At 65.6% G+C, this 25,194-nt stretch carries 24 protein-coding genes; 12 read left to right on the forward strand and 12 right to left on the reverse strand.

The features are described from left to right. Positions 1 to 220: 220 nt before the first annotated feature. Both DKG74_RS01700 and DKG74_RS01705 read left to right on the forward strand, forming a co-directional pair. The gene (locus DKG74_RS01700) at positions 221 to 1,522 is read left to right on the forward strand and encodes a DEAD/DEAH box helicase (protein WP_109901944.1); all 1,302 of its coding nucleotides are present in this window, start codon (positions 221 to 223) and stop codon (positions 1,520 to 1,522) included. Between the two features lie 60 nt (positions 1,523 to 1,582). Next, complete coding sequence (locus DKG74_RS01705) at positions 1,583 to 2,272, forward strand: glutathione S-transferase family protein (protein WP_109901946.1); 690 nt, start codon at positions 1,583 to 1,585, stop codon at positions 2,270 to 2,272. A 113-nt stretch (positions 2,273 to 2,385) separates the two neighbouring features. On the opposite strand, the gene cysN is transcribed toward DKG74_RS01705, so the two are convergent. From cysN to DKG74_RS01720, 3 genes are all read right to left on the reverse strand, one after another. Then, positions 2,386 to 4,284 (reverse strand): sulfate adenylyltransferase subunit CysN, encoded by a 1,899-nt coding sequence (gene cysN, locus DKG74_RS01710; protein WP_109901948.1) that lies wholly within the window; start codon positions 4,282 to 4,284, stop codon positions 2,386 to 2,388. Then, complete coding sequence (cysD, locus tag DKG74_RS01715) at positions 4,284 to 5,216, reverse strand: sulfate adenylyltransferase subunit CysD (RefSeq protein WP_109902625.1); 933 nt, start codon at positions 5,214 to 5,216, stop codon at positions 4,284 to 4,286. The genes cysN and cysD overlap by 1 nt, the downstream gene beginning before the upstream one ends. Before the next feature lie 132 nt (positions 5,217 to 5,348). Further along, entirely contained in the window at positions 5,349 to 5,810 is a 462-nt protein-coding gene (locus DKG74_RS01720) for a molybdenum cofactor biosynthesis protein MoaE (RefSeq protein WP_109901950.1), read from the reverse strand. Positions 5,811 to 5,909: 99 nt separating this feature from the next. Here DKG74_RS01720 and DKG74_RS01725 point away from each other — a divergent pair, with 99 nt between their 5' ends. Then, a complete protein-coding gene (locus tag DKG74_RS01725; RefSeq protein ID WP_109901952.1) occupies positions 5,910 to 7,634 on the forward strand; it encodes a cation:proton antiporter domain-containing protein in 1,725 nt (574 codons plus the stop codon). Here DKG74_RS01725 and DKG74_RS01730 read toward each other — a convergent pair whose 3' ends face one another. Together DKG74_RS01730 and motA are read right to left on the reverse strand one after the other, a co-directional pair. After that, on the reverse strand, positions 7,635 to 8,723 hold the full coding sequence (locus tag DKG74_RS01730; protein ID WP_109901954.1) for a flagellar motor protein MotB: 1,089 nt from the start codon (positions 8,721 to 8,723) through the stop codon (positions 7,635 to 7,637). A gap of 6 nt (positions 8,724 to 8,729) precedes the next feature. Continuing rightward, entirely contained in the window at positions 8,730 to 9,590 is an 861-nt protein-coding gene (motA, locus tag DKG74_RS01735) for a flagellar motor stator protein MotA (protein WP_109901956.1), read from the reverse strand. Between the two features lie 108 nt (positions 9,591 to 9,698). On the opposite strand from motA, the gene DKG74_RS01740 reads away from it, so the two are divergent. Both DKG74_RS01740 and DKG74_RS21405 read left to right on the forward strand, forming a co-directional pair. Continuing rightward, the gene (locus DKG74_RS01740; protein ID WP_109901958.1) at positions 9,699 to 10,631 is read left to right on the forward strand and encodes a DUF2272 domain-containing protein; all 933 of its coding nucleotides are present in this window, start codon (positions 9,699 to 9,701) and stop codon (positions 10,629 to 10,631) included. Positions 10,632 to 10,652: 21 nt separating this feature from the next. Beyond that, positions 10,653 to 11,516, forward strand: a complete 864-nt coding sequence (locus DKG74_RS21405) for a leucine-rich repeat domain-containing protein (protein WP_133251467.1) — start codon at positions 10,653 to 10,655, stop codon at positions 11,514 to 11,516. Here DKG74_RS21405 and DKG74_RS01750 read toward each other — a convergent pair. Beyond that, the gene (locus DKG74_RS01750) at positions 11,506 to 12,735 is read right to left on the reverse strand and encodes a threonine ammonia-lyase (protein ID WP_109901962.1); all 1,230 of its coding nucleotides are present in this window, start codon (positions 12,733 to 12,735) and stop codon (positions 11,506 to 11,508) included. The two genes, DKG74_RS21405 and DKG74_RS01750, sit on opposite strands and share 11 nt — an antisense overlap. A 31-nt stretch (positions 12,736 to 12,766) precedes the next feature. After that, positions 12,767 to 13,696: an SDR family NAD(P)-dependent oxidoreductase gene (locus DKG74_RS01755; protein WP_165837480.1), complete on the reverse strand. Its 930-nt coding sequence runs from the start codon at positions 13,694 to 13,696 to the stop codon at positions 12,767 to 12,769. A gap of 124 nt (positions 13,697 to 13,820) precedes the next feature. Here DKG74_RS01755 and DKG74_RS01760 point away from each other — a divergent pair, with 124 nt between their 5' ends. From DKG74_RS01760 to DKG74_RS01770, 3 genes are all read left to right on the forward strand, one after another. Then, positions 13,821 to 14,960, forward strand: a complete 1,140-nt coding sequence (locus tag DKG74_RS01760; RefSeq protein ID WP_165837481.1) for a type III PLP-dependent enzyme — start codon at positions 13,821 to 13,823, stop codon at positions 14,958 to 14,960. Between the two features lie 90 nt (positions 14,961 to 15,050). Continuing rightward, positions 15,051 to 15,296: a type II toxin-antitoxin system Phd/YefM family antitoxin gene (locus tag DKG74_RS01765; RefSeq protein WP_109901966.1), complete on the forward strand. Its 246-nt coding sequence runs from the start codon at positions 15,051 to 15,053 to the stop codon at positions 15,294 to 15,296. Next, complete coding sequence (locus DKG74_RS01770; protein ID WP_109901968.1) at positions 15,293 to 15,679, forward strand: type II toxin-antitoxin system VapC family toxin; 387 nt, start codon at positions 15,293 to 15,295, stop codon at positions 15,677 to 15,679. Before DKG74_RS01765 ends, DKG74_RS01770 begins: the two co-directional genes overlap by 4 nt. Here DKG74_RS01770 and hemB read toward each other — a convergent pair whose 3' ends face one another. Then, the gene (gene hemB / locus DKG74_RS01775) at positions 15,680 to 16,690 is read right to left on the reverse strand and encodes a porphobilinogen synthase (protein ID WP_109901970.1); all 1,011 of its coding nucleotides are present in this window, start codon (positions 16,688 to 16,690) and stop codon (positions 15,680 to 15,682) included. It lies immediately after the preceding gene. Between the two features lie 148 nt (positions 16,691 to 16,838). Here hemB and DKG74_RS01780 point away from each other — a divergent pair, with 148 nt between their 5' ends. The 3 genes from DKG74_RS01780 to mmsB are packed head-to-tail and all read left to right on the forward strand — an operon-like array spanning position 16,839 to position 19,948. After that, positions 16,839 to 17,981, forward strand: coding sequence for an isobutyryl-CoA dehydrogenase (locus tag DKG74_RS01780; protein ID WP_109901972.1), 1,143 nt, complete (start codon positions 16,839 to 16,841; stop codon positions 17,979 to 17,981). A 3-nt stretch (positions 17,982 to 17,984) separates the two neighbouring features. Continuing rightward, complete coding sequence (locus DKG74_RS01785) at positions 17,985 to 19,016, forward strand: enoyl-CoA hydratase/isomerase family protein (protein ID WP_109901974.1); 1,032 nt, start codon at positions 17,985 to 17,987, stop codon at positions 19,014 to 19,016. A gap of 41 nt (positions 19,017 to 19,057) precedes the next feature. Further along, positions 19,058 to 19,948 (forward strand): 3-hydroxyisobutyrate dehydrogenase, encoded by an 891-nt coding sequence (gene mmsB / locus DKG74_RS01790; RefSeq protein WP_109901976.1) that lies wholly within the window; start codon positions 19,058 to 19,060, stop codon positions 19,946 to 19,948. Between the two features lie 87 nt (positions 19,949 to 20,035). Here mmsB and DKG74_RS01795 read toward each other — a convergent pair whose 3' ends face one another. From DKG74_RS01795 to DKG74_RS01810, 4 genes are all read right to left on the reverse strand, one after another. Then, positions 20,036 to 21,244, reverse strand: coding sequence for a hypothetical protein (locus DKG74_RS01795; RefSeq protein WP_109901978.1), 1,209 nt, complete (start codon positions 21,242 to 21,244; stop codon positions 20,036 to 20,038). Between the two features lie 203 nt (positions 21,245 to 21,447). Beyond that, positions 21,448 to 22,659, reverse strand: a complete 1,212-nt coding sequence (locus DKG74_RS01800) for an ABC transporter permease (protein ID WP_207779196.1) — start codon at positions 22,657 to 22,659, stop codon at positions 21,448 to 21,450. After that, the gene (locus tag DKG74_RS01805) at positions 22,656 to 23,342 is read right to left on the reverse strand and encodes an ABC transporter ATP-binding protein (protein WP_109901982.1); all 687 of its coding nucleotides are present in this window, start codon (positions 23,340 to 23,342) and stop codon (positions 22,656 to 22,658) included. Before DKG74_RS01805 ends, DKG74_RS01800 begins: the two co-directional genes overlap by 4 nt. A 13-nt stretch (positions 23,343 to 23,355) precedes the next feature. Continuing rightward, complete coding sequence (locus tag DKG74_RS01810) at positions 23,356 to 24,528, reverse strand: efflux RND transporter periplasmic adaptor subunit (RefSeq protein WP_165837482.1); 1,173 nt, start codon at positions 24,526 to 24,528, stop codon at positions 23,356 to 23,358. 178 nt (positions 24,529 to 24,706) lie between these two features. Here DKG74_RS01810 and DKG74_RS01815 point away from each other — a divergent pair, with 178 nt between their 5' ends. Next, positions 24,707 to 25,174 (forward strand): nuclear transport factor 2 family protein, encoded by a 468-nt coding sequence (locus DKG74_RS01815; RefSeq protein WP_109901986.1) that lies wholly within the window; start codon positions 24,707 to 24,709, stop codon positions 25,172 to 25,174. Positions 25,175 to 25,194: the final 20 nt, after the last annotated feature.

The raw sequence follows: 25,194 nt of genomic DNA on the forward strand, positions 1-25,194 counted from the left end.
ACTTCACCTTTCGCATCTGCGATAAATCCCTGGTCGGATGAACCGGCATCAGGCGCTCCAGCCGCGTAAGGGACCTCCTCGGTCCATCCTGTTGAGCGCAGCGATCTTCCCCCATACGTCGATGGCCCAGGCACGCGGGGCCGTTGTCAGGACCTGCCGACATTCGTGTCCGGCGCCACAGGGGCGCGGGGCGCGGCCGGCTTCACATGAAAGTGTGTCTGTGACTCAATTTACGGACCTCGGCCTGGCCGAGCCTCTCCTCCGCGCCCTCAAGGAAGAGGGTTACGAGACCCCGACCCCGATTCAGGCGCGCGCCATTCCTGCGCTGCTCGAAGGGCGGGATATCCTGGGTATCGCCCAGACCGGCACCGGCAAGACCGCGGCCTTCGCCCTGCCCATCCTGAACCGCCTGCTGGCCAATCCGGTGCGCCTGCAGCCGAAGACCGCCCGCGTTCTCGTGATGGCGCCGACGCGCGAACTCGCGGCGCAGATCGCCGACAGCTTCCGCGCCTATGGCCGCTTCGCCAAGATCAGCGTCGCCGTCGTCGTCGGCGGCGTGCCGCACGGCGGGCAGATCCGCGCCCTGTCGCGCGGGCTGGACGTGCTGGTCGCGACCCCGGGCCGTCTGCTCGACCATGTCGAGAGCGGTCACTGCCGCCTCGACCATACCGAGGTCGTGGTGCTGGACGAGGCCGATCACATGCTCGACCTCGGCTTCGTCGTGCCGATCCGCAAGATCATCAGCAAGCTCGCCATGCGCCGGCAGAGCCTGTTCTTCTCGGCCACCATGCCGAAGGAAATCGCTACCCTCGCGGGCGAGATGCTGCGCGATCCGGTGAAGGTCGAGGTGACCCCGGTCGCCACCACCGCCGAGCGCGTGACCCAGCAGGTCTATCTGATCGAAGGCGGCGGCAAGCGCGGCCTTCTGCTCGAAGTCCTCTCGGGCAAGGACGTCACCCGTCCCATCGTCTTCACCCGCACCAAGCGCGGCGCGGACAAGGTGGCGGAACATCTGGAAACCTACGGCATGTCGGCCGCCGCGATCCATGGCAACAAGAGCCAGGGCCAGCGCGAGCGTGCCCTCGACGGCTTCAAGTCGGGCAAGGTCCGCGTCCTCGTCGCGACCGACATCGCGGCGCGCGGCATCGACATCGACGGCATTTCCCATGTCGTCAATTTCGAGCTGCCGAATGTGCCGGAGCAATATGTCCACCGCATCGGCCGCACCGCGCGCGCCGGCAATGAAGGTGTCGCCATTTCCTTCTGCGACCGGGACGAAGTTCCCTATCTTCGCGATATCGAGAAGGTGACGCGCCAGAAGCTGCCGGTCATCGACCGCCGGGCCAATCCGAATGCCCCGGCTGAGGCCGCGCCGGCCCAGCAGCAGCGCCGTCCGCAGCAGAACCGGGGTCAGCGTCCCGGCGGCGGTCGTCCCCAGGGCCAGCCTCAGGGCCAGAAGCAGGCCCGCCCGGGCGCCGGCCGCCCGCAGGGCGAGCGCCGGCCGCAGCGGGCGCGCGGCTGACAACGTCATGACACCGTCTCCCCTGTCGTGGCACCATGCCGGCGACAGGGGAGGTGGGCCATGATCGACCTGCATCAGTTTCCGCCGGCCTGGGGCATCAACCCCAGCCCGTTCTGCCTGAAGCTCGAAACCTTTTTCCGCCTCGCCAGGGTGGACTACAGGGCGGTGGAAACGCTGCCCTTCCTCGCCCCCAAGGGCAAACTCCCCTTCATCACCGATCAGGGCACGCGCATCGCCGACAGCGCGACGATCATCGCCCACATGAAGTCCGTCCATGGCATCGACCTCGACGCCGGGCTGGACGAGACGCAGCGGGCCCGGGCGCATCTGCTGCGCCGGACCATCGAGGAAAGCCTCTATTTCGTGCTGCTGTACGCGCGCTGGATCGACGAGGCGGGCTGGTCGGCGGCGCGCCCCGCCTTCTTTGGCGCGATGCCGCCCGGCATCCGCCATACCGTGCCGCACCTGATCCGGCGCGGCATCGGAAAGACCCTAAAGGCGCAGGGTTACGGGCGTCACGCGCCGGCCGACATCTATGCCCTCGGCATTGCCGATCTCGATGCCATCGCGGGCGCGATCACGGCAGACGGTTTTGCCGTCGCCGGGCGCCCGACGGCGGTCGATGCCACGCTCTATGCCTTCCTCTCCAGCATTCTCGATCCGCCGATCGACAATCCGCTGAAGCGTCACGCCGCCGGCCTCGCGCCGCTTGCCGCCTACCTTGAACGGATGGCGGCGGCATTGGCCTGACTGAGGCGGCGTTTCCCCTGGTCGTCATGCCGGCGAAGGCCGGCATCTTGGGCCAATAAAGGCGCTTCCCCGGAGGGAGACCCCGGCTTTCGCCGGGGTGACGAGGGTGTGGGTCAGATCACGCCGGCTTCGCGCAGGCGCCCGATGATCTGGTCCGCCGCCGCCTCGACCGAGAGGTCGGCCGCGGCGAGGTGGATTTCGGCGTGTTCCGGCGCCTCGTAGGGGCTGTCGATGCCGGTGAAATTCTTGATCTCGCCGCGCCGGGCCTTCTTGTAGAGACCCTTCACGTCGCGCTCCTCGGCGACCGCCAGCGGCGTGTCGACGAAGACCTCGAAGAATTCGCCCTGCTTCACCAGCTCCCGCGCCATGCGCCGCTCCGACCGGAAGGGCGAGATGAAGGAGACCATGACGATCAGCCCGGCATCGACCATCAGCTTCGAGACTTCCGCGACGCGGCGGATATTTTCCACCCGGTCGGCATCGGTGAAGCCGAGGTCCTTGTTCAGGCCATGGCGGACATTGTCGCCGTCGAGCAGATAGGTATGCCGGCCGAGGGCATAGAGCTTCTTCTCGACCATGTTGGCGATCGTGGACTTGCCGGCGCCGGAAAGGCCGGTGAACCACAGGATCGCCGGCTTCTGGCCCTTGAGTTCGGCGCGCTGGTCCTTGGCGACGTCGACCGCCTGCCAATGCACGTTCTCGGACCGGCGCAGGGCGAAATGCAGCATCCCGGCGCCAACCGTCGCATTGCTGATCCGGTCGATCATGACGAAACCGCCGGTATCGTGGTTCTCGGCGTAGGGATCGAAGGCGATGGGCCGGTCGGTCGCGACATTGACGATGCCGATCTCGTTCAGGTCCAGTTTCTTCGCCGCGAGATGTTCCAGCGTGTTGACGTTCACCTTGTATTTCGGCTCGGTCACCGAGGCGGAAACGGTGGTCGCGCCGATCTTGAGGAGATAGGGCCGGCCGGGCAGCATGGCCGCGTCGCTCATCCAGACGAGGGTCGCCTCGAACTGGTCGGCGACATGGGCCGGGCTGTCGGTGCGCGAGATGACATCGCCGCGCGAGATGTCGATTTCATCGGCGAGGGTCAGGGTGACCGACTGGCCGGCGACGGCGACGGGCAAGTCGCCATCGTGGGTGACGATGCGGGCGACGGTGCTGGTCTTGCCCGAGGGCTGGACGCGGATAGCATCGCCCGGACGGATTTCGCCCGAGGCGATCTGGCCGGAGAAGCCCCGGAAATCGAGGTTGGGCCGGTTCACCCATTGCACGGGCAGGCGGAAGGGGGCCTGGCGCGCCGCGTCCTCGACGTCGACGGTCTCGAGATAGCCCATCAGGCTGGGGCCGTGATACCAGGGCGTTTCCGCCGCCTCTTCCAGCATGTTCACGCCCTTGAGCGCGGACAGCGGAATGGCCGTGATGTCGGTCAGGCCGATGCGGGCGGCGAAGGCCCTGTAATCCTCGAGGATGCGCTCGAACACCGCCTTGTCGTAATCGACGAGGTCCATCTTGTTGATGGCGAGCACGACCTTGCGGATGCCGATCAGCGAGACGAGATAGGAATGGCGCCGGGTCTGGGTCAGCACGCCCTTGCGGGCGTCGATCAGGATCACCGCGACATCGGCGGTCGAGGCGCCGGTGATCATGTTGCGGGTATACTGTTCGTGGCCCGGGGTGTCGGCGACGATGAACTTGCGCTTCTCGGTCGAGAAGAAGCGGTAGGCGACGTCGATGGTGATGCCCTGTTCCCGCTCGGCGGCGAGGCCGTCGACGAGAAGGGCGAAGTCGATGTCGCCGCCTTGCGTGCCGACTTTCTTGGAATCGCTTTCGAGGGCCGTCATCTGGTCCTCGAAGATCATCTTCGAGTCATAGAGCAGGCGGCCGATCAGGGTCGACTTGCCGTCGTCGACCGAGCCGCAGGTGATGAAGCGCAGCAGCGACTTCTTCTCGTGGACCTTCAGGTACTGGTCGATGTCGGTCGCGATCAGGTCGGAGATGTGGGACATCAGAAGTAACCTTCCTGCTTCTTCTTTTCCATCGAGGCGGACTGGTCGTGGTCGATCATGCGGCCCTGACGCTCGGATGTCCGCGTCAGCAGCATTTCCTGAATGATGTCGGTCAGCGTGTCGGCCTCGGACTCGATGGCGCCGGTCAGCGGGTAGCAGCCGAGGGTGCGGAAGCGGACCTTCTTCATCATCGGCGTCTCGCCGGGGTGGAGGGGCATCCGCTCGTCGTCGACCATGATCAGCGTGCCGTCACGCTCCACGACCGGCCGCTCGGCGGCGAAATAGAGCGGCACGATGGGGATCTTCTCGAGGTGGATATATTGCCAGATGTCCAACTCGGTCCAGTTCGACAGCGGGAAGACGCGGATCGACTCGCCCTTGTTCTTGCGCGTGTTGTAGAGATGCCAGAGTTCCGGCCGCTGGTTCTTCGGGTCCCAGCGATGCTGGGCCGAGCGGAAGGAGAACACCCTCTCCTTCGCGCGCGACTTTTCCTCGTCGCGCCGGGCGCCGCCGAAGGCCGCGTCGAAGCCGTATTTGTCCAGCGCCTGCTTCAACCCCTGGGTCTTCATGATGTCGGTGTGAAGGCCGCTGCCATGGACGAAGGGGCTGATGCCCATGTCGACGCCTTCCTGGTTGATATGGACGAGGAGGTCCATGCCCAGCGTCTTCGCCATCTGGTCGCGGAAAGCGATCATTTCCCGGAATTTCCACGTGGTATCGACATGGAGCAGCGGGAAGGGCGGCTTCGACGGGTAGAAGGCCTTCTGCGCCAGGTGCAGCATTACCGCGCTGTCCTTGCCGATCGAATAGAGCATGACCGGATTTTCGGTCTCCGCCACCACCTCGCGCATGATGTGGATGCTCTCGGCCTCTAGGCGCTGCAGGTGGGTCAGGGTGTCTTGGGACACGATGGGCTTCCGGAAATTAGATATTGGACGCTCGGCATTCGTAAAAACGGTCAAATGCCGGTTGCGCGGGAGAGAACGCCCGCCGGACGGCCGAGTCAAGCGCCGGACAGCTCGGGTTCCCGATTTGGAAAATAATGATTTTCCGAACGAGGGAAGTCAACCCCTGTCGTCGCCCCAGCGCGCGGTCGCCCTGTCGTCACTTTCCTTGGCCTCGACCCAGGCACCGGCACCGTCAGCGGTGATCTCGCGTTTCCAGAAGGGCGCCCTGGTCTTCAGCCAGTCGATCAGGAAGGCGCAAGCGTCGAGCGCGTCGGCTCTGTGCGGCGAGGCGGTGGCGACGAGAACGATGCGCGCGCCCAGCGGCAGGCGGCCAACCCGGTGAATGATCACGCAGTCGTCGAGGGCGAAGCGCCGTCTCGCCTCCGCCTCGATGGCGGCGAGGGCGCGTTCCGTCATGCCCGGATAATGTTCGAGTTCGAGCGCGACGACATCCTGCCGGTCGCCTTGGCCGCGGACGAGACCGACGAAGGAGGCGATGGCGCCCGATTTTCCGGCCCCGCCGAGCGCGTCGAGCGCCGCCCCGACGTCGAAATCCTCCTGCTGCACTGCAATTGTCATGCCGAGGCACCTTCAAGCATTGATTCGAGCGGTCATCATTGAAACAATCGCGTGCGCCGAAAAACGGGGCAAGAGAGCCGAGGACAGGAAAGGATACCGATGCCACATGAGACACCATTGATTGCAACTGTGGCCATCGGTTTCGTGATCGCTTTCATCTTCGGTTTCTGCGCCAGCCGGCTGCGCATGCCGCCGCTGATCGGATATTTGCTCGCCGGGGTCGCGGTCGGGCCTTTCACGCCCGGTTTCGTGGCCGACGCGGGTCTTGCGGCGCAGCTCGCGGAAATTGGCGTCATCCTGCTGATGTTCGGGGTCGGCCTGCATTTCTCCGCCGCCGACCTGCTGGCGGTGCGCTGGATCGCCCTGCCGGGCGCCATCGGCCAGATCGGCGTCGCCACCCTGATGGGCGTGGGCGTCGCCTATCTCTGGGGCTGGAGTCTCGGCGCCGGGATCGTCTTCGGTCTTTGTCTGTCGGTCGCCAGTACCGTCGTCCTCTTGAAGGCGTTGGAAGAGCGGAACGCCGTCAATGGCGTGAACGGGCGCATCGCCGTCGGCTGGCTGATCGTCGAGGACCTCGCCATGGTGCTCGCGCTCGTGCTGCTGCCCGCCTTCGCCGAGGCGCTGGGCGGGCAGGGGGGCGATGCCGGGCATGGCGCGGCGGCGGCCGGGTCGATCTGGCTCGACCTCGGTCTCACCCTCGGCAAGGTCGCGGCCTTTGTCGCCATCGCGCTGCTGCTCGGCCCGCGCGTGGTGCCCTGGCTGCTGGCCCAGGTCGCGCGTACCGGCTCGCGCGAGCTGTTCACCCTGTCTGTGCTGGCCATTGCCCTTGGCATCGCCTTCGGCTCGGCGGCGCTGTTCGGTGTCTCCTTCGCGCTTGGCGCCTTTTTCGCCGGTGTCGTGCTGAACGAATCCGATTTCAGCCAGAAGGCGGCGCATGAATCCATGCCGCTGCAGGATGCCTTTTCCGTCCTGTTCTTCGTCTCGGTCGGCATGTTGTTCGATCCCATGGTGCTGCTGCGCGATCCGCTGTCGGTGCTGGTCGTGCTCGCCATCATCATGCTGGGCAAGTCGCTGATCGCCGCCGCCATGGTGCTGGCGCTCGGCTATCCGCTGGGGACGGCGCTGACGGTGTCGTCCAGCCTCGCGCAGATCGGCGAATTCTCTTTCATTCTCGCGGGGCTCGGCATCGCCCTGGGGCTGTTGCCGCCGGAAGGGCGGGATCTGATCCTGGCGGGGGCGCTGTTCTCGATCACGCTCAATCCGCTCGTCTTCCTGGGCTCGGACTGGCTGACCCGGCGCTTTGCGCCCGAGGAAGGGGAGGTCCGGGGCGCCGCCCGCCTGCGCTCGCTCGAGCGTGAGTTGATGAAGGCCCATCTGCGGACCGAGGCGCGCGATGCGGAACGGGTGCTGAAGGCGCGGGAGTTGGCCGAGAGCTTCCCGATGTTCGCCAGTCTCGACCCGCAGGGCATGCAGGATCTGCTGCATACTTTCCGTCACCGCACGGCCAATCCTGGGGCGCGGCTGATCCGGCGCGGCGATCGGGCGGATACCGTGTTCTTCATCGCCGCCGGTCAGGTGGAAGTCGCGGTGGCGGGCCGCAAGATCCGCCTTGGCCCGGGCGAGCATTTCGGCGAGATGGCGCTGATGTCGGGCGAGCCGCGCTCGGCCGATGTGACGGCGGTCGACTATTGCCAGTTCTTCACCTTGGACCGGCGGGACTTCCGCCGTTTCATCGCCCAGCACCCTGAGATCAGGACCGTGGTCGAGGCCACGGCCGCCGCCCGCCGTCAGATGAACGAGGAAAAAGCCGCCGCCGGGGCCTGATCAGGGCTCCGACGGCACGGTGGCGATGCCCGGGGGCAGCACCGGGCTTTCGCGCAGCAGGGTGATGGTGATGCGCCGGTTGGCGGGGTCGAGCGGATTGTCGGGGTTGAGGGGCTCCGACGCCGCGCGGCCCGAGACCTGGAAGATGCGCGACGGCGCGACGCCCGCCTCGGTCAGCACGCGGCGGCTGGAATTGGCGCGGTCCGCCGAAAGTTCCCAGTTGGTGTAGCCCGTGGTGCTGCGATAGGGCGCGGAATCGGTATGGCCGGCGATGGCGATGCGGTTCGGCAGACGGCCGATGATGCCGGCGATCTTGCGCAGCAGGATCACCATCTCGTCTGACATGCGCGACGAGCCGGACTGGAACATCGCCTTGCTCTGACCATCGACCAGCTGGATGCGCAGCCCTTCGCGCGTGACCTCAAGCAGGACCTGCGACGCGATGGCCTGCAACTCCGGCTGTTCCTGCAGGGCCTGGCGCAGTTGGGTCGCCGTATCGGCGAAACGCTGCGCCTCCGCCCGGGCGAGGGCGGCGTTGCGGGCGGCCATGTCGGCATCGGCGGCGGTGACGCCCGGCGGCGGCGTCTGCTGTCCAAGGGCGTCTGCGGGGCGCGGGTTCTCGGTCCTTGCGTTGGCATCGCCGGGGGCCGGCGCGTCGATGGCCGAGCTGGCCGGACCACCGGCGGCGGGCTGGTGGCTATGGTCGGCATTGTCCTGCTGGGCGAGGCCGCTCACGGGCTGGCTGTCGTCGTTTTCCTCCTGGTCGGAGGTCTGACTGTCCGGCTCGATCCGGGTGATCAGGGCGGTGACGCCGCCCGAATTGCGGTTGCCATCCTGCGCGATGGTCTGGCCGCCCATGACGCCGCCCGCGCCGGACGTGGTCTCGGAAACGCTGACCGGGTCGAAATAATCGGCGATACCCTGCTTCTGTGCTTCCGATGTCGCGTTCAGCAGCCACAGCAGCAGGAAGAACGCCATCATCGCCGTCACGAAGTCGGCATAGGCGACTTTCCAGGCGCCGCCGTGGTGTCCCCCGGCGACCTTCTTCACGCGCTTGATGATGATCGTCGGCTGGTTGTCGGTGGCCATCGCGGATCAGACCGGCTGAAGTTTCTGGGTCGCTTCCTCGACCTCGTAGAAGGTCGGGCGGAAATGGGTCTGCAGCGCCTTGCGGGCGAATTCGACCGAGACCGCCGGCGGATAGCCCTGAAGATGGGCAAGCAGCCCGGACTTGATGCAATGGAGGTAGCGCATCTCCGAATCATGCGTGGACCGGATCGCGTTCGAGATCGGCGCGATGAAGCCGTAGGAGGTCCAGACGCCGACGAAGGTGCCGACCAGCGCGCCGCCGATCAGATGGCCGAGCACTTCCGGCGGCTCGGTAATGGCGCCCATGGTATGGATGACGCCCAGCACGGCGGCGACGATGCCGAGGGCGGGCATACCGTCGGCCATGTTCTGGATGGCGTGGGAAACCTCGTGTTCTTCCTGCGCGTGGGTTTCCAGCTCGATGTCGATCAACGCCTCCATCTCGTAGGAATTCTCGGTGCCGAGGGTCATCAGGCGCAGGTAGTCGCACAGAAAGGTCACCGCGTGGTGATCCTTGGCGAAGATCGGGAACTGGTTGAACAGGGTGCTGTCGTGCGGATTCTCGACATGCTGTTCGAGGGCCAGCATCCCTTTGGTCTTGGCCAGTTTGAATACAGAATAGAGCAGGGACAGCAACTCGAGGAAGGCGGCCTTGTTGTAGCGCGGCCCCTTGATCGCCGAGACGACGGCGCCGCCGGTCTTCTTGAGGACGGTCGAGGGATTGCCGATGATATAGGCGCCGGTGGCGGCGCCGAAGATGATCATGAATTCATAGGGCTGCCACAGCACCGCGAGGTGACCGCCGGCGAGGGCATAGCCGCCGATGACGCACACGAGGACGACGACGAATCCGATGATCAGCAGCATGGGGCGGCGGGCCTGTGCGAAGCGAGGTGGTTGTTGCACTCTGGGCCATGGTGGTTAACAAACCTCTTAGCGGGGCATTCTTCCCGCCATTCCGGGTGGGGGGATGAGATGAAACCGATGGCCGCCATTGCCGCGATCCTGTGCGCCGCGTTGATCGTCGGCGCCTGCGCGCCGAGGACGAGGGGGCGGACACCGGTGGCGGCGCGCCCGGGGACCGTGACGGCGACGGTCGATGCCGGTGGCATTCCGGTGCCCTATGCCTGCAGCGGACGCCAGCCCGCCCTCGCGCCCGGCGGCCTCGCCGCTGCCATGGTCGGTATCGCCCGGGGCGAATGGCAGAAATGGGGCGCCCGCACCATCGACATAAGGCCGGACGCGACCGTCCTGACCCTGCCCGGGCGCATCCCCGCGGTCTGGGAACAGGAGCGGGAAAGCTTCCCCATGCTGGCGGAATATTGGTGCGCCGTGCCGCCTTACCGGAATTACTGGGAGCAGGCGGCGAAAAGCGCCGGCTTCTCCGACATCGTCGCCGACGACGGCGGCATCGACGACGATGCCTTCAAGCGCCAGTCGGTCGGCGGCAGCCCCTTCGGCGAGCCGTGGTCGGCTGCCTTCACCTCCTGGGTGATCCATATGGCGGGCCTGCCGGAAAGCCGCTTCCGCTACAGCGATACCCATTGGGATTATGTTTCCGATGCGATGACGGCGGCGCCCGGCACCCGCGCCTTCCGCGCCCTTGGCATCGCGCTGGCGCCGCCCGCGCCCGGCGACCTCGTCTGCGCGACGCGGAGCGGCACGCCCCCCGCCACCTGGCAGGACCTCGCCCTGCAAGGCACGCGGCCGATGCATTGCGACATCGTCGTCGGCTACACCGCCTGCAATTTCAGCCCCTCGGGCCGCTGTATCGAGGCGATCGGCGGCAATGTCCTGCAGGCGGTCTCGCTCTCGCGCATCCCGCTCGACAGCGCCGGCCGTGTGGTGCCCGGCCTGCCCGGCACGGGCCGGGACTGGCTGGTGGTGCTGAAGAACCAGGGCGGGTGAGAGCGGTAAAAGGGAGTGAACGTGTCAAGCGATCTCGTTTTCTCGAAGGGAAAATTCGGCCGTGCCGTTTCAATTGCCGGTCGATGGAGAGAATCATATCTGCCGATTTTGAAGAAAAAAGGTGTCTCTGAAATCGAAATCAACGATGGTAAAGGTTGGCGCGGTTCGGATTGTTCGTTCCTGAATGAATTTCTTGATATTTATTCTTTAAATATAATTGCATTGAGGCTTGAAGATTATTCGATTGTCAATGAATTGCACAATTTGGAAGAGCTGGAAATTATAAGTTATGGAAAATCTCCGGTCGATTTCTCGAATTTTCCAAAATTAAGAAATTGTGCGCTGCAATGGCATTCAAAAATGACATCGCTATCAGTTTGTCGCGAGATCGTGGAACTCTTCATTGATGGATATGATGGACGATCCCTTGAGTATTTTTCCGATCTTTCTCAGATTGAATCTATAGCCATATTAAATTCGAAACTCGAAAATCTGAATGGCATTTCTGGTTTGAAAAATTTGAGCAGCTTACGTTTGGCCGGTTGCAGACATTTGACCTCGCTCGACGGAGTTCAGTACCTAGCGATGTTACAGTCGATCAATCTGGATACCGTCAGGGGAATTTCATCGGTGAAAGAACTGGCGCTTTCCACTGCATTGAAAAGGGTCAATTTGAATAATCTGGGTGCAATAGACACACTCAAGCCGCTTCGTGCGCTGCCTGAAGTCGAGATGTTGAACTTCGTGGAGAGCACGAATATTACCGATGGCGATATCGCTGTTCTGGCCGAATTTCCCATGCTCAAAATATGCGGCTTCATGAATCGCCGGCATTACAACATGACGAGAGAGGAACTTTCTCGCCAACTGGCGATCAGGGGCTGACCGCCGTCGTCGCCAGTTTGCGCACGGGAAAGCCCGCGGCCTCGATGCGCGCGATGATTTCGGCGAGGTGATCGGCGTCGCGGGTCTCGATCACCAGATCGAGGTCGGCGTTCTTGACCGGAACGTCGAGGAACAGGCGCTGGTGCGAGACCTCGAGGATATTGCCGCCGCCTTCGCCGATCAGGCTGGCGATGCGGGCGAGGGTGCCCGGGCTGTCGGAAATCATCACCCGGAGGCCGGCGATCCGCCCCTCGCGCACCAGATTGCGGCGGATGACCTCGCCCAGCAGCCGGGGGTCGATATTGCCGCCCGAGAGGACGAGGCCGACCTTCTTGCCCTTGAATCGCGCGGGGTTCGCGAGCACGGCGGCGAGGCCGGCGGCGCCCGCGCCTTCGACCACCGTCTTCTCGATGGCGAGGAGGAGGCCGATGGCCCGCTCCAGCTCGGATTCGGTGACCAGCAGCACGTCGGTGACGAGGTCGCGGCAGATGTCGCGGGTCAGGCGCCCGGCTTCCTTGACCGCGATACCCTCGGCGATGGTCATGCCGCCACAGACCTCGGCCTTGCCCTTGAGGGCGTTGTGCATGGAGGGGTAGAGCGCGGCCTCGACCCCGATCACCTCGACCGCCGGGTTGATCGCCTTCGCGGCGACGGCGATGCCGGCGATCAGCCCGCCACCGCCGATGGGCACGACGATGCAGTCGAGATCGGGCACTGCCGCCAGCATCTCCAGCCCCGCCGTGCCTTGCCCCGCGATGATCAGGGGATCGTCGAAGGGATGAACGAGGGTCAGGCCTTCCTCGGCGGCGACGCGCAGGGCCGCGGCAAAGGCATCAGCCAGCAGATCGCCTTCGAGGATGACGCGGGCGCCATGGTCCCGGGTCTGGCGCACTTTGACGAAGGGCGTCGGCTTCGGCATGACGATGGTCGCCGGAATGCCGAGGCGGGCGGCGTGATAGGCGACGCCCTGCGCATGATTGCCGGCCGACATGGCGATGACGCCGGCTTTCCGCTCGGCCTCGGTCAGGCTTTGCAGCTTGTGGCAGGCGCCGCGATCCTTGAACGAGGCGGTGAACTGGTGGTTCTCGAACTTGAGGAACAGGCGGGCGCCCGCGATGGCGCCGAGGGTGCGGCTCTCGGCACAGGGGGTCGCGACGATCTGGCCGGCCAGACCGCGGGCGGCGGCTTCGATGTCGGCAAGGGTTACGATGGCGGTCATGGGGGAATCCTCGGTCGGCCCCCGGACTTGATCACATCGGGGTCGGCTTGAGGAAGTCCCCGTTTCGCGCCGTCAGCGTCATGGCGGTCTGCCACAGGCGCAGGGCTGTCGCCGGATCTGGTTTCAGCTTCTTGTCCGCCCGGGCTGGCGGGCCGCGCATCCCGCCGAGGCGGCTGGGGCCATAAAGCTCGCCGCCCGAGGCCGACGGGTCGGTCGCGGCGAGAATGCTGGGGGCCGCACCCATGGCCGGGCTTTGCGCCATCAGGGCATTGCCGAGGGCGAGCATGATCGTCTCGGCGAAGGTCGGCTTCATCGAGCGACCGCCCCAGGCGCTGTTGGTCGCGGCATAGCCGGGGTGCGACAGCAGGCTGAGGACGGGGATGCCAGCGCCATCCAGCCGGCGCTGCAATTCTTCCGCCAGCAACAGATTGCCCAGCTTGGAATCGGCATAGGCTTGCCACTTGGAATAGGGCCGGCGCCGCCAGTCGAGATCGTCGAAATCGAGCTTGCCGCGCCGGTTCATGGCGCTGGTCACGGTGACCACGCGCGCCCCCGGCCGACGGGCGAGCAGCGGCAGCAGATCGAGGGTGAGGGCGAAATGGCCAAGGCAATTGGCGCCGAAATGCCATTCGAAGCCCTGCGCCGTATGGCCATGGTCGATGCCGAACACACCCGCGTTGCAGACGAGGATGTCGAGCCCGTCGAGGCTGTCATAAAGCGCATCGACGCAAGACCCGACACTGGCGAGATCGTCGAGCGCTAGGGGGACGGCCCGGTGCTCCGCGTCCGGGCATTCGGCTCGCAGCGTCGCGACGGTCTCGCTGGCGCGGGCCGCATCGCGGCAGGCGATGACGACCGCCGCGCCCCGGGCGGCGAGGCCGCGCGCGGTCTCGAGGCCGATGCCCCGGTTCGCGCCGGTGACGAGGGCGGTCTTGCCCGCGAGTTCACTCTGGCCTGTCATCCTGCCCTCCCTTTCGGGGCAGATTGGACGAGCCGCGCCCGTTGCGGATCGTCCGTTTGGAGGCGACATTTTTCCGACATGGTGCGAGGCCAGAATGGCGCTCGCATTTCGTTCGGGGGCAGGCATGGCCTACAGGCGGTTTACCAGTGTCGACCAGGTGATCGAGACGCTTCACCCGTCTTATCCGATCCTCTGCGTTCATCCCGACCGGCTGGCGCGCAGCGCCAACGTCTTCCTGAAGGGCTTTCCCGGCCGGGTGCTCTATGCCGTCAAATGCAATCCGCACCCTCTGGTGATCCAGTCCCTGTGGCGGGCCGGCATCCGGCATTTCGACACGGCATCATTGAACGAGATCGCCCTCGTGAAGGAGTTGCTGCCCGAGGCGGAGTGTTATTTCAACCACCCGGTCAAGGGCATGGCGGCGATCGAGGCGGCCGACCGGATCTATGAGATGGGCGCCTGGGTGGTCGATACCGTCGACGAACTCGACAAGATCGAGGAAGAGGTCGGCAAATTCCCGGACGTGGTCCAGGTTCGCCTGCAGACCGCCTCTGGCTATGCCGCCTTCGACCTGTCGCTGAAATTCGGCGCGACCAGGGACGAGGCGGTCGCCCTGCTGCAGGATGTCGCCGCCCGGGGATATGTCCCGGCCATCAGCTTTCATGTCGGCAGCCAGTGCCGCACGCCCGAAGCCTGGTCGCGGGCAATCCACGACGCGCGCGAGGTCATGCAGCGCGCCGGGGTGCCGATCCGCTTCCTCAATGTCGGCGGCGGTTTTCCGGCGCATTACCGGGGCACGCAGATCCCGCCGCTCGACGCCTTCTTCGCGGCGATCAAGCAAGCGGTGGCCAAGCTCGACCTGCCCGAGGGCTGCGAGTTGATGTGCGAGCCGGGCCGCGCCCTCGTCGTCGAGGGTTGCACCCTTCTGGTGCAGGTCCATCTGCGCAAGGGCGCCAGCCTCTATATCAACGATGGCATTTACGGCAACCTGTCGGAACTCAACATCGGCAAGCTGACGCCGCCCGTTCGCCTCATCCGCCGGGGCGACCGGCCGAGTTCGCGCGACTTCGCGCCCTTCCGCATCTTCGGGCCGACCTGCGACAGCCTCGATGTGCTGCCCGAGCCCTTCGTCCTGCCCGACGACGTGACCGACGGCGACTGGATCGAGATCGGTCAGGTCGGCGCCTATTCCAACGCCCTCGCCAGCCCCTTCAACGGCTTCTACACCGACACGGTGGTGGAGATCGGCGACGACCCGGCCTGAGCGCCTTGCCGCGGGCGACGCAGAACAGGCTTGAAATTGCCGGGCGTTGAACCAAACTAAGTGAACTTAGTCCGTTTGGCGGGGTCGGCCATGCGCATGGTCAATATTCATGATGCCAAGACGCAGCTCTCCCGCCTCGTCGAACAGGCAGCGCGGGGCGAGTCCTTCATCATCGCCAAGGCTGGCCGGCCTATGGTCAGGGTTGTTCCCCTCGATGCGCCCGTCGCCGGCAAGGCACGCCGTATCGGCTTCCTTGCCGGTCAGTTCGAGGTCCCGGACGATTTCGATCGCATGGGCGAAGAGGCCATCGCGATGATGTTCGGCGACGGCGAATGAGGCTGCTGCTCGATACCCATCTGCTGTTGTGGGCGGCATCGGCACCGGATCGCCTCGCCCCTGCCGTGGTCGACCTCCTCGAGGACGGCAACAACAGTCCGGTCTTCAGCGCGGCCAGTCTCTGGGAAGTGACGATCAAGCGCGGCCTCGGGCGGGCCGACTTCACCGTCGATCCGCGCCTGCTGCGGCGTGGCCTGATCGACAATGGCTACGCCGAACTGGCGATCACGAGCGAACACGCCGTGGCGGTCGATGGACTGCCGCCGCTGCACAAGGACCCCTTCGATCGCATCCTTGTTGCGCAGGCGCAGGTCGAAGAGCTGCTGCTGCTGACCGCCGACGCGGCGATCGCGCGTTATCCGGGACCGATCAGGCTGGTCTGATCACGACCGCAGCAGTTTCGCCGCTTCCGGCGCGAAATAGGTCAGGATGGCGTCGGCGCCGGCGCGCTTGAACGACAGCAGGCTCTCCATCATCACCTTGGTGCCGTCCAGCCAGCCGTTGCGGGCGGCGGCCTGCAGCATCGCGTATTCGCCCGAGACCTGATAGGCGAAGGTCGGCGCGCCGAATGTGTCCTTCACCCGGCGGATGATGTCGAGATAGGGCATTCCCGGCTTCACCATCACCATGTCCGCGCCTTCGGCGAGGTCGAGAGCGACCTCGCGCAGGGCTTCATCCGAATTGGCCGGGTCCATCTGATAGGTGCGCTTGTCGCCCTGGCCGAGGTTGGCGGCCGAGCCGACCGCGTCGCGGAACGGGCCGTAGAAGCCGCTGGCGTATTTGGCGGCATAGGCGCAGATCTGCACATCCGTATGGCCCGCGTCATCGAGGGCGGCGCGGATGGCGCCGATGCGCCCGTCCATCATGTCGGACGGGGCGACGACATCGGCCCCGGCGGCGGCGAGGGTCAGCGCCTGCTGCACCAGAAGCGCGACCGATTCGTCGTTCACGATGCGCCCGTCGCGCAGCACGCCGTCATGGCCGTGGCTGGTATAGGGATCGAGGGCGACATCGCAGACAAGGCCGAGCGGCAGTTTGGCCGCCTTGATCGCCCGCACCGCGCGGCACACCAGATTGTTCTCGTCGAGGGCATAGGTTCCCGTCGGGTCTTTCAGCGCGACATCGGTCTGCGGAAACAGGGCAAGGGCGGGAATGCCGAGGGCGGCCGCTTCCTCCGCCGCCTCGACCGCGCCCGCGACATCGCGCCGGAACACGCCGGGCATGGAGGCGACTTCCTTGCCGGCATCCGCCCCGTCGGTGATGAAGATCGGCCAGATCAGATCGTCGACCGACAGCTGGTTTTCCCGCACCAGCCGGCGCGACCAGTCGGTGGCGCGGTTGCGGCGCATACGGGTGGTCGGGAAACCGGGGACGGGCGAGGGCAGGGGGGCCATGGTGCTCAACTCTTCGGGACCGATCCTTGTGCAGTAATCCCTTGCGCGGCGGGGTGCAAGCATGGCGTCGCCGCACAATGGTTCTGCATGGGGGTGGAATTGACACTATCCTGCCCGGCCATAAAGTCACGCCCAACCGGGAGGAAGCATGAATTTCGAGCTGACCGAAGACCAGGGCGCATTCCGCGACACGGCCCGCGCCTTCGCCGAAGACCGCATGATGCCCCATGCGGCGGAATGGGACGAGAAGAAGCATCTTCCCGTCGATGTCCTGCGCGAGGCGGCGGCGCTCGGCTTTGGCGGCATCTATGTCCGCGACGATGTCGGCGGCTCGGGCCTGCAGCGCATCGACGCCGCGATCATTTTCGAGGAACTGGCGGCGGCCTGCCCCTCGACCGCGGCCTTCATTTCGATCCACAACATGGCGTCGTGGATGATCGACACCTATGGCGCGGACGAGCTGCGGCAGACCTATCTGCCGGCGCTGACCACCATGGACAAGCTCGCCTCCTACTGCCTGACCGAGCCGGGGGCGGGATCGGATGCCGCCTCGCTGAAGACGCGGGCGGTGCGCGACGGCGATCACTATGTCCTCAACGGCGCCAAGGCCTTCATCTCGGGCGGCGGCGTCTCGGACGTCTATGTCTGCATGGTGCGGACGGGCGACAATGGTGCCGGCGGCATCACCTGCATGGTGGTCGACAAGGGCACGCCGGGCCTCTCCTTCGGCGCGCAGGAGCGCAAGCTCGGCTGGAACTCCCAGCCGACCGCCCAGGTGATCTTCGAGGATTGCCGCGTGCCCGTGACCAATGTCGTCGGCAAGGAAGGCGACGGCTTCAAGATCGCGATGAAGGGCCTTGACGGCGGGCGCCTCAACATCGCTGCCTGCTCGATCGGCGGCGCGCGCCGCTCGCTCGAACTCGCGACCGATTATGCCCGCGACCGCCAGCAGTTCGGCAAGCCGCTGGCCGCCCTCCAGGCGATCCAGTTCAAGCTGGCCGACATGGCGACCGATCTCGATGCCGCCCGGCTGATGGTCCATCGCGGCGCCTGCCTGCTCGACGCGAAGGACCCGGGCGCCACCGTCGCCTGCGCCATGGGCAAGCGCTTCGCCACCGACGCCTGTTTCAACATCGTCAACGACGCGCTGCAAATCCACGGCGGTTACGGCTACCTGAAGGACTTCCCGATCGAGCGTTATCTGCGCGACCTGCGCGTCCACCAGATCCTCGAAGGGACCAATGAAATCATGCGCGTCATCATCGCGCGCAAGCTGATCGAGGGGCGCTGAGCCATGGACGCGGAAGTTCTGTTCGAAATCCGGGGCGCCATTGGCCTGATCACCCTCAACCGGCCGAAGGCGCTGAACGCGCTGACCGTGCCCATGGTCGACGCCATGCGCGAGATGCTGGCGGAATGGGCGGCCAACGACGCGGTGAAGGCGGTCGTCGTCACCGCGGCGGGCGACAAGGCGTTCTGCGCCGGTGGCGATATCCGGTTTCTGACCGAGAGCGGCAAGGCCGGCGACGGCGGCGCGGCCCGCTTCTGGGGCGACGAATATCGCCTGAACACCGAGATCAAGCGTTATCCCAAGCCCTATGTCGCGCTGATCGACGGCATCACCATGGGCGGCGGCGTCGGCATTTCGGTCCATGCGCCTTACCGCGTCGCGACCGAAAAGACCCTGTTCGCCATGCCCGAGACCGGCATCGGCCTGTTCCCCGATGTCGGCGGCGGTTACTTCCTGCCGCGCCTCAAGGGCCGCATGGGTTACTTCCTCGGCCTGACCGGCGCGCGGCTGAAGGCGGCGGACACGTTCCACGCCGGTATCGCGACCCATTACACCGCCTCGGCCAACCTGCCCGGCGTGATCGAGCGGCTGGCGGCGGGCGAGGATGTCGCCGCCGTGCTGGCGAGCGTGCACAATGACCCCGGCCCGGCGCCGATCGACGCCCATATTCCCGATATCGACCGGCTGTTCGTCGGCGACACGGTCGAGGGCATCCTGGCCGCGCTCGACGCCGACGGCGGCGATTTCGCCAAGGCGCAAGCAGCGACCATCCGCACCAAGTCCCCGACCAGCCTGAAGCTGACCCTGCGCCAGCTGCAGCACGGCGCGACCGCCGAATTCGAGGACAACATGAAGATGGAATTCCGCCTCGGCCAGTTCGTGCTGAACGGCAAGGATTTCTACGAGGGCGTCCGCGCGGTCATCGTCGACAAGGACCAGTCGCCCAAATGGAACCCGCCGAGCCTCGCCGAGGTTTCGGACGCCGCCATCGAACAGGCCTTCGCCCCGCTCGCCACCGGCGACTGGACGCCCTGACCAGACCCTTCGCGCAGAATTCATCTAGAGGAAACGCCCCAATGGCAAAAATCGCCTTCATCGGTCTCGGCAACATGGGCGGCCCGATGGCCCGCAATCTGGTCAAGGCCGGCCATGCCGTCGCCGTCTTCGATCTGAGCAAAGCCGCGGTCGAGGCTCTGGTGGCCGATGGCGCCACCGCCGCCGCGAGCCCGGCGGAAGCCGCGAAGGCGGCCGAGGTTGTGGTTTCCATGCTACCGGCCGGCGCCCATGTGAAATCGGTCTATGCCAGCGAAGGCGGTGTGATCGACAGCATCGCCAAGGGCGGCCTGCTGATCGACTGCTCGACCATCGACGTCGCGACCGCGCGCGAGGTGATCGCCGTCGCCGACAAGGCCGGCGTCGACATGGTCGATGCCCCGGTCTCGGGCGGTGTCGGCGGCGCGGCCGCGGGCACCTTGACCTTCATGGTCGGCGGCTCCGACACGGCGTTCGAGCGGGCGAAGCCCTTCCTCCAGGCCATGGGCAAGACCATCGTCCATGCCGGCGGCCCGGGCAACGGCCAGGCGGCCAAGATCTGCAACAACATGCTGCTGGGCATTTCGATGATCGGCACCTGCGAGGCTTTCGCCCTCGCCGAGAAGCTGGGCCTCGACGCGCAGAAACTGTTCGACATTTCCTCGACCGCCTCGGGTCAGTGCTGGTCGCTGACCTCCTATTGCCCGGTGCCCGGCCCGGTGCCGACCAGCCCGGCCAACCGCGATTACGCCCCCGGCTTCGCCACGGCGATGATGCTGAAGGATCTGAAGCTGGCGCAGGAAGCGGCCTCCAAGGCCGGCGCGGCCATCCCCCTCGGCAATCAGGCGGCCAGCCTCTATGCCCTGTTCGACGCCGCCGGCAAGGGCGGGGTCGACTTCTCGGGCATCATCAACATGCTGCGCGGCAAGATGTAGGGCTGCCGGCCAGACGTGGAAAGCCGGTTTCATCGGGCGGCTTTCGTCGGTTGAACGGGGGGCGATGCCCCCCGTTTTGCTGTCGGATCAGAACTGATAGCCGAAATTGACCGTCAGTCCAGAGTAGTCGTGTGCACCGAACGAATAGGTCAGGCCGAAACGGGCGAGGTTATAGAGCGAATTCTCGTCGTCGTCAGCGAGGCCGATCGACAGGGCTATGTCGGTATATTGGTCGATATAGACATCGTCGCCGGTGATCGTCGTATTGACGATGGCGATATCGGCCGTCGTCGGCATGTCGAAAATGGTGATGTCGGTCGGATAGACGACGCCGACGCCATTGCGGAATATCGTGTTGGCGACCTCATAGTCGATTTCATAGTCATCGACAGTGACCGATGCGGTCTGCGACAGGGTGACGGCGTTGCCGACGCTGAACTGGAACTCGTCGATGGCGAAGGTGACGTTACTGGTCAGGCTGCCGTCATAGACATAGGCGAGGGCGCCGAGATCGGCCGAGCCGACAGCGCCGATACGAGCGCCGGGGGTCAGCGTCCAATAAGGCAGGATCGGCAGGCGAACGCCGAGACCGATGGAGCCGCTGTAGGAATAGGCTTCTTCGACGGAGACGATGGTGATCGGCGCGTCGAACACGATGCCATAGCCGTCGTCCGTCAGTCTGGCGAAGTAGCGAATGGGCAGATCATAGACGCTGGTTTCCTGATCGCCCACGGTAAAGCGGCCGAGACGGGCGCCGAAGGCGACGGCGGAGTTGACGCTGCTCGTCGCCGGCAAGGTTCCGCCGACCGATGTGCTCGACGAGAAATCGGCAGCCGCGGTCCTGTCGACCAGCGACGAGGGGTTGCCGGCCACCGGGTCGGTCGCTGTCTGGGACACTGTGTAATCGGTGATTTTCTGGGTAATGTTGCTGTCGTTCGACTGCAGATAGTCGATGAAGAGATTCTCGCTCTCGTCGCGGTCGGCGCCGACGAATGTTTCGTCGATGTCGATGACGGAGGAGGTGAAGTGCAAGGCCGCCGTATCGTCTCGATATTCGATGACGAAGGGCAATCCACGGAAATTGGCCCGGGCCGTCGCCACGGACGTTTCCGTGTAAGCACCGCTCAAGGACGAAAACACGCTGTTCTCGAGCCGGTCGAAAAAATCGACGGCGGAGGCAAAGGTTTCGCCGCTGGTTACGCCTTCCGTGGAGATGGTGATATCGAACAAATCTTTGGCCATGGCCGGCGCGACCATGGCGTTGCTGGCCATCGCGATGATGGCGACGAATTTCATCCGCAAGTTTGCCCCCTGCTTGTACTGCCTAACCCCGAACCGAAAGCGGTGGCCGTCAGCCGTTGGTTCCCCGATAGGCCAACAGTTGCTTTCGTTTCGGGTAACAGTGTCCGTAATGCAGCGGGATACGCGCATCACCCGGACGGGGGACTTTTTTATGTTTCCGGATGTGTTGTTGCCGTGCAGCACACGCCGGACGGGGATCACTCGTGCCGCAGCGCGTCGATGGGGTCCATTCGCGCCGCGCGCCGCGCCGGGAAATAGCCGAAGCCGACGCCGACGAGGCCTGAGAACAGGGTGGCAAGCACGATCACGCCGGGGCTGATCAGCAAAGGCAGGTTGAGAATGGCGGTGCCCGCCGCCGACAGGGATAGGCCGAGCACGACGCCGATCAGTCCGCCGAAGAGGGAAAGCAGCACCGCCTCGGTCAGGAACTGGGCCAGCACCTCGCGCTCGAGGGCGCCGATGGCGAGGCGGATGCCGATCTCGCGCGTGCGCTCGGTCACCGCGACCAGCATGATGTTCATGATGCCGATGCCGCCGACGATGAGCGAGATGGCCGCGATGGCGCCGAGGAAGGCGGTCAGCACCACGGTGACGCCGCCGACGATGGCGGCGATTTCAGAGACGTCGTTGACCTGGAAATCGTCGGTCTTGTTCGCCGTGATGTGACGCCGCTCGCGCATCAGGGCGAGGATGTCGTCCTTGACCTTCAGCGTCTCCTCGGCGCTCGCGGCCGAGACCAGCATGAGCGAGACATCCTGATTGCCGGAAACTCGCCGCTGGAATGTCTTCAGCGGCATGATCACGACATCGTCCTGATCGGTGCCAATGATCGAGCGGCCCTTTTCCGACAGGGTGCCGATCACGGTGCAGGGGAAACCGCCGACGCGAAGCGGCGCGCCGATCGGGTCCTGCGCGCCGAAAATCTCGGTCACCACACGCTGGCCGATGACGCAGACCGTCTTGCCGGAACGGATTTCGCCCTCGTCGAAGGCGCGGCCGGAGACGAGGGGCCATTCCCGGACGGCGAAGTAATTGGCGTCGGCGCCGATCGCCGTCGTCGACCAGCTGTTGTTGCCGAGGACAACCGGCGCGGCCCGGGTCGAGACCGCGGCGATGGCGACGATGCCCGAAACGTCCCGCTCGATCGACTTCACGTCGGCGAGCTTGAAGGGCGCGGCGGCCTGCGGCGGTCCGCCCTTGCCGGCATTGCCGGGCGCGACGATCAGCAGATTGCGACCGAGGCTGGAAATCTCGTCGGTGATGCTGGCGGTCGCGCCCTGGCCGAGGGTGACGAGGGCGATCACGGCGGCGATGCCGATGACGATGCCGAGCGTCGTCAGGATGGAGCGCATCAGGTTGCGCTGCAATTCCTGATAGGCCATGCGCAGGGTGGTGGCGAAGCTCATCATGGCCGCACCTCGTCCGAGACGATGCGGCCGTCCTTGAAGCGGATCTGCCGCTTCGCGAATTCCGCCATGTCGGGCTCGTGGGTCACCATCATCACGGTGATGCCGTGGTTGCGGTTCAGGTCGACGAGAAGTTCCATGATCTCGCGGCTGCGCTCGCTGTCGAGATTGCCGGTCGGCTCGTCGGCCAGCAGCAGCTCGGGCTCGGTCACGATGGCGCGGGCGATGGCCACGCGCTGCTGCTGCCCGCCCGAAAGCTCGGCCTGGGTATGCTTCTCCCGCCCGGCGAGGCCGACCTGGGCAAGTGCCGCCGCCGCCTTCGCCCGCCGCTCCGCCCGGGCCATGCCGCGATAGACGAGGGGTAGCTCGACATTCTCGATGGCCGACGTTCGCTTCAGCAGGTTGAAGCCCTGGAACACGAAACCGAGATGGTTCCGGCGCAACAGCGCGAGGCCGTTGCGGTCGAGGCTGGTCACGTCGATGCCGTTGAAGCGATAGGTGCCAGCGGTGGGCGTGTCGAGGCAGCCGATGATGTTCATCGTCGTCGATTTGCCCGAGCCGGAGGGCCCCATGACGGCGACGAAATCGCCCCGCTCGATCACCATGTCGATCCCGGCGAGGGCCACCACCTCGGCCTCGCCCTGACCATAGGTCTTGCGGATGCCGGAAAGTTCGATCAGGGGCATGACGGCCTGCCCGTCACTTCGTCTTCGCGCGGACGATATCGGTGATCACCGGCGTGTCGGGCGACAGGTCGGGGGCGATCACCTCGGTCTGGCGCCCGTCGCTCAGGCCAAGGCCGACCACCATCGCCTTTGGCGCATCGCCATCGGGCAGCCAGACCCGCGCCTTGTCCGGCGGCAGTTTGTCGAGTGTGTCATAGGCGATGCTGGGCGGGGTGAAGCGCAGGGCGCCGTTCGGCACCAGCAGCGCATTCTCGCGCACGGCGCCGATGACATCGGCGGTCGCCGTCATGCCCGGGCGAAGCGCGAGGTCGGGGTTGGCGACCCGGGCCAGAACCTCATAGGTCACCACGCCCTGATCGCTCTTCGGCGCGAGGCGGACCGAGGTGACGACGGCATCGAACAGTCGGGTCGGATAGGCGTCGACGGTGAAGGTCGCCTTCTGCCCCTCGGCGACATGGCCGATATCGGCTTCGTCGACATCGAGGCTCAATTCCATGTCGGTCAGGTCGCGGGCGACGGTGAACAGGACCGGCGTCTGCAGGCTGGCGACGATGGTCTGGCCGACTTCCACTTTCCGCGAGATCACCACCCCGTCGACCGGGGAGCGGATGGTCGCCTTGTCGAGGTTCGAGCGGTCGGAGGTCAGGATCGCCTCCGCGACCTTCACGCCCGCCTGCGCCGATTGCAGCGCCGCCTGCGCCCGGCCGAGTTCGGCAATGTCCTTGTCCCGTGCCGAGGCCGAGGCATAGCGGTTGTCGGCGAGGGCCTGGGTGCGCCGGGCGGTGACTTCGGCGAGGTGAAGCGCCGCCTGCGCCTCCGCGACGCCGGCCTGCGCCGACAGGAGATTGGCCTCCGACTGGCGGACCTTGGCTTCGAGCAGGGAAGTGTCGAGCCTGGCCAGAACCTGCCCGGCCTTCACCTGGTCGTTGTAGTCGACCAGCAGTTCATTCACGAGGCCGCTGATCTCCGCGCCGACGTCGACCTGATCGACGGGCTTCACGCTGCCTGTCGCGCTCACCGTCACGGTCAGGGTGCCGCGGGTTACGGTCTGCAGCTTGTATTCGACGCCAGAGGAGCCCCTGAGCAGGAAGAAGGCGCCGATGACGAGGACCGCCGCCGCCCCGGCGATCCAGGGCCAGCGCCGACGCCGGGCAGGGGCCGCGGCAAGGCTGCTGCTGTTCGTCATGGGCTCGGGCTCCGCTTGCGATCCAGAAATTCTTTCATCAGATGGAACGGATCGGGCGCCGAAACAAGAGCATTTACAAAATGTTACATTCCAGGGGCGGGGCTGCGGCGGCGTGTCGCTTGACCGATATACCGAAAGGTACAATATGGACTGAATAGTACAAACTGGAGTGCCCGAGATGTCCGACCGTCCCCCCTTGCCGCCCTTCACCGCCGAGACCGCCGCCCTGAAAGCCCGCATGGCCGAAGATGCGTGGAACAGCCGCGATCCCGCGCGCGTCTCCCTCGCCTATACGCCGGATAGCGTCTGGCGCAACCGGGCGGAATTCGTGACCGGTCGGCCCGCCATCGTTGAATTCCTGCAACGGAAATGGACGCGGGAGCTGGATTACCGCCTGATCAAGGAAGTCTGGTGCCATGCCGGCGACCGGATCGCCGTCCGCTTCGCCTACGAATGGCGCGACGATGCCGGCAACTGGTTCCGCTCCTATGGCAACGAGAATTGGGAATTCGATACCCACGGCCTGATGCGGCGTCGCTTCGCCAGCATCAACGACCTGCCGATCCAGGAGGCGGAGCGGAAATTCCACTGGCCTTCGGGCCGCCGACCGGACGATCATCCCGGTCTTTCCGACCTCGGCCTGTAGGGGACGACCATCGTCGTCCC

The organism is Zavarzinia aquatilis (assembly GCF_003173035.1).
GTDB lineage: Bacteria > Pseudomonadota > Alphaproteobacteria > Zavarziniales > Zavarziniaceae > Zavarzinia > Zavarzinia aquatilis.

Excerpts from the sequence above, each read along its gene's own strand:
- DKG74_RS01730 (WP_109901954.1), bottom strand. The coding sequence starts at position 8,723 with ATGGCCACCGACAACCAGCCGACGATCATCATCAAGCGCGTGAAGAAG.
- DKG74_RS01800 (WP_207779196.1), bottom strand. The coding sequence starts at position 22,659 with ATGATGAGCTTCGCCACCACCCTGCGCATGGCCTATCAGGAATTGCAG.
- DKG74_RS01725 (WP_109901952.1), top strand. The coding sequence starts at position 5,910 with ATGCCACATGAGACACCATTGATTGCAACTGTGGCCATCGGTTTCGTG.
- DKG74_RS01770 (WP_109901968.1), top strand. The coding sequence starts at position 15,293 with ATGAGGCTGCTGCTCGATACCCATCTGCTGTTGTGGGCGGCATCGGCA.
- DKG74_RS01795 (WP_109901978.1), bottom strand. The coding sequence starts at position 21,244 with ATGAAATTCGTCGCCATCATCGCGATGGCCAGCAACGCCATGGTCGCG.
- DKG74_RS01705 (WP_109901946.1), top strand. The coding sequence starts at position 1,583 with ATGATCGACCTGCATCAGTTTCCGCCGGCCTGGGGCATCAACCCCAGC.
- DKG74_RS01765 (WP_109901966.1), top strand. The coding sequence starts at position 15,051 with ATGCGCATGGTCAATATTCATGATGCCAAGACGCAGCTCTCCCGCCTC.
- mmsB (WP_109901976.1), top strand. The coding sequence starts at position 19,058 with ATGGCAAAAATCGCCTTCATCGGTCTCGGCAACATGGGCGGCCCGATG.
- DKG74_RS01810 (WP_165837482.1), bottom strand. The coding sequence starts at position 24,528 with ATGACGAACAGCAGCAGCCTTGCCGCGGCCCCTGCCCGGCGTCGGCGC.
- DKG74_RS01750 (WP_109901962.1), bottom strand. The coding sequence starts at position 12,735 with ATGACCGCCATCGTAACCCTTGCCGACATCGAAGCCGCCGCCCGCGGT.
- DKG74_RS01720 (WP_109901950.1), bottom strand. The coding sequence starts at position 5,810 with ATGACAATTGCAGTGCAGCAGGAGGATTTCGACGTCGGGGCGGCGCTC.
- DKG74_RS01785 (WP_109901974.1), top strand. The coding sequence starts at position 17,985 with ATGGACGCGGAAGTTCTGTTCGAAATCCGGGGCGCCATTGGCCTGATC.
- hemB (WP_109901970.1), bottom strand. The coding sequence starts at position 16,690 with ATGGCCCCCCTGCCCTCGCCCGTCCCCGGTTTCCCGACCACCCGTATG.
- DKG74_RS01815 (WP_109901986.1), top strand. The coding sequence starts at position 24,707 with ATGTCCGACCGTCCCCCCTTGCCGCCCTTCACCGCCGAGACCGCCGCC.
- motA (WP_109901956.1), bottom strand. The coding sequence starts at position 9,590 with ATGCTGCTGATCATCGGATTCGTCGTCGTCCTCGTGTGCGTCATCGGC.
- DKG74_RS01760 (WP_165837481.1), top strand. The coding sequence starts at position 13,821 with ATGGCCTACAGGCGGTTTACCAGTGTCGACCAGGTGATCGAGACGCTT.
- DKG74_RS01805 (WP_109901982.1), bottom strand. The coding sequence starts at position 23,342 with ATGCCCCTGATCGAACTTTCCGGCATCCGCAAGACCTATGGTCAGGGC.
- DKG74_RS01740 (WP_109901958.1), top strand. The coding sequence starts at position 9,699 with ATGAAACCGATGGCCGCCATTGCCGCGATCCTGTGCGCCGCGTTGATC.
- DKG74_RS01780 (WP_109901972.1), top strand. The coding sequence starts at position 16,839 with ATGAATTTCGAGCTGACCGAAGACCAGGGCGCATTCCGCGACACGGCC.
- DKG74_RS01755 (WP_165837480.1), bottom strand. The coding sequence starts at position 13,696 with ATGACAGGCCAGAGTGAACTCGCGGGCAAGACCGCCCTCGTCACCGGC.
- cysN (WP_109901948.1), bottom strand. The coding sequence starts at position 4,284 with ATGTCCCACATCTCCGACCTGATCGCGACCGACATCGACCAGTACCTG.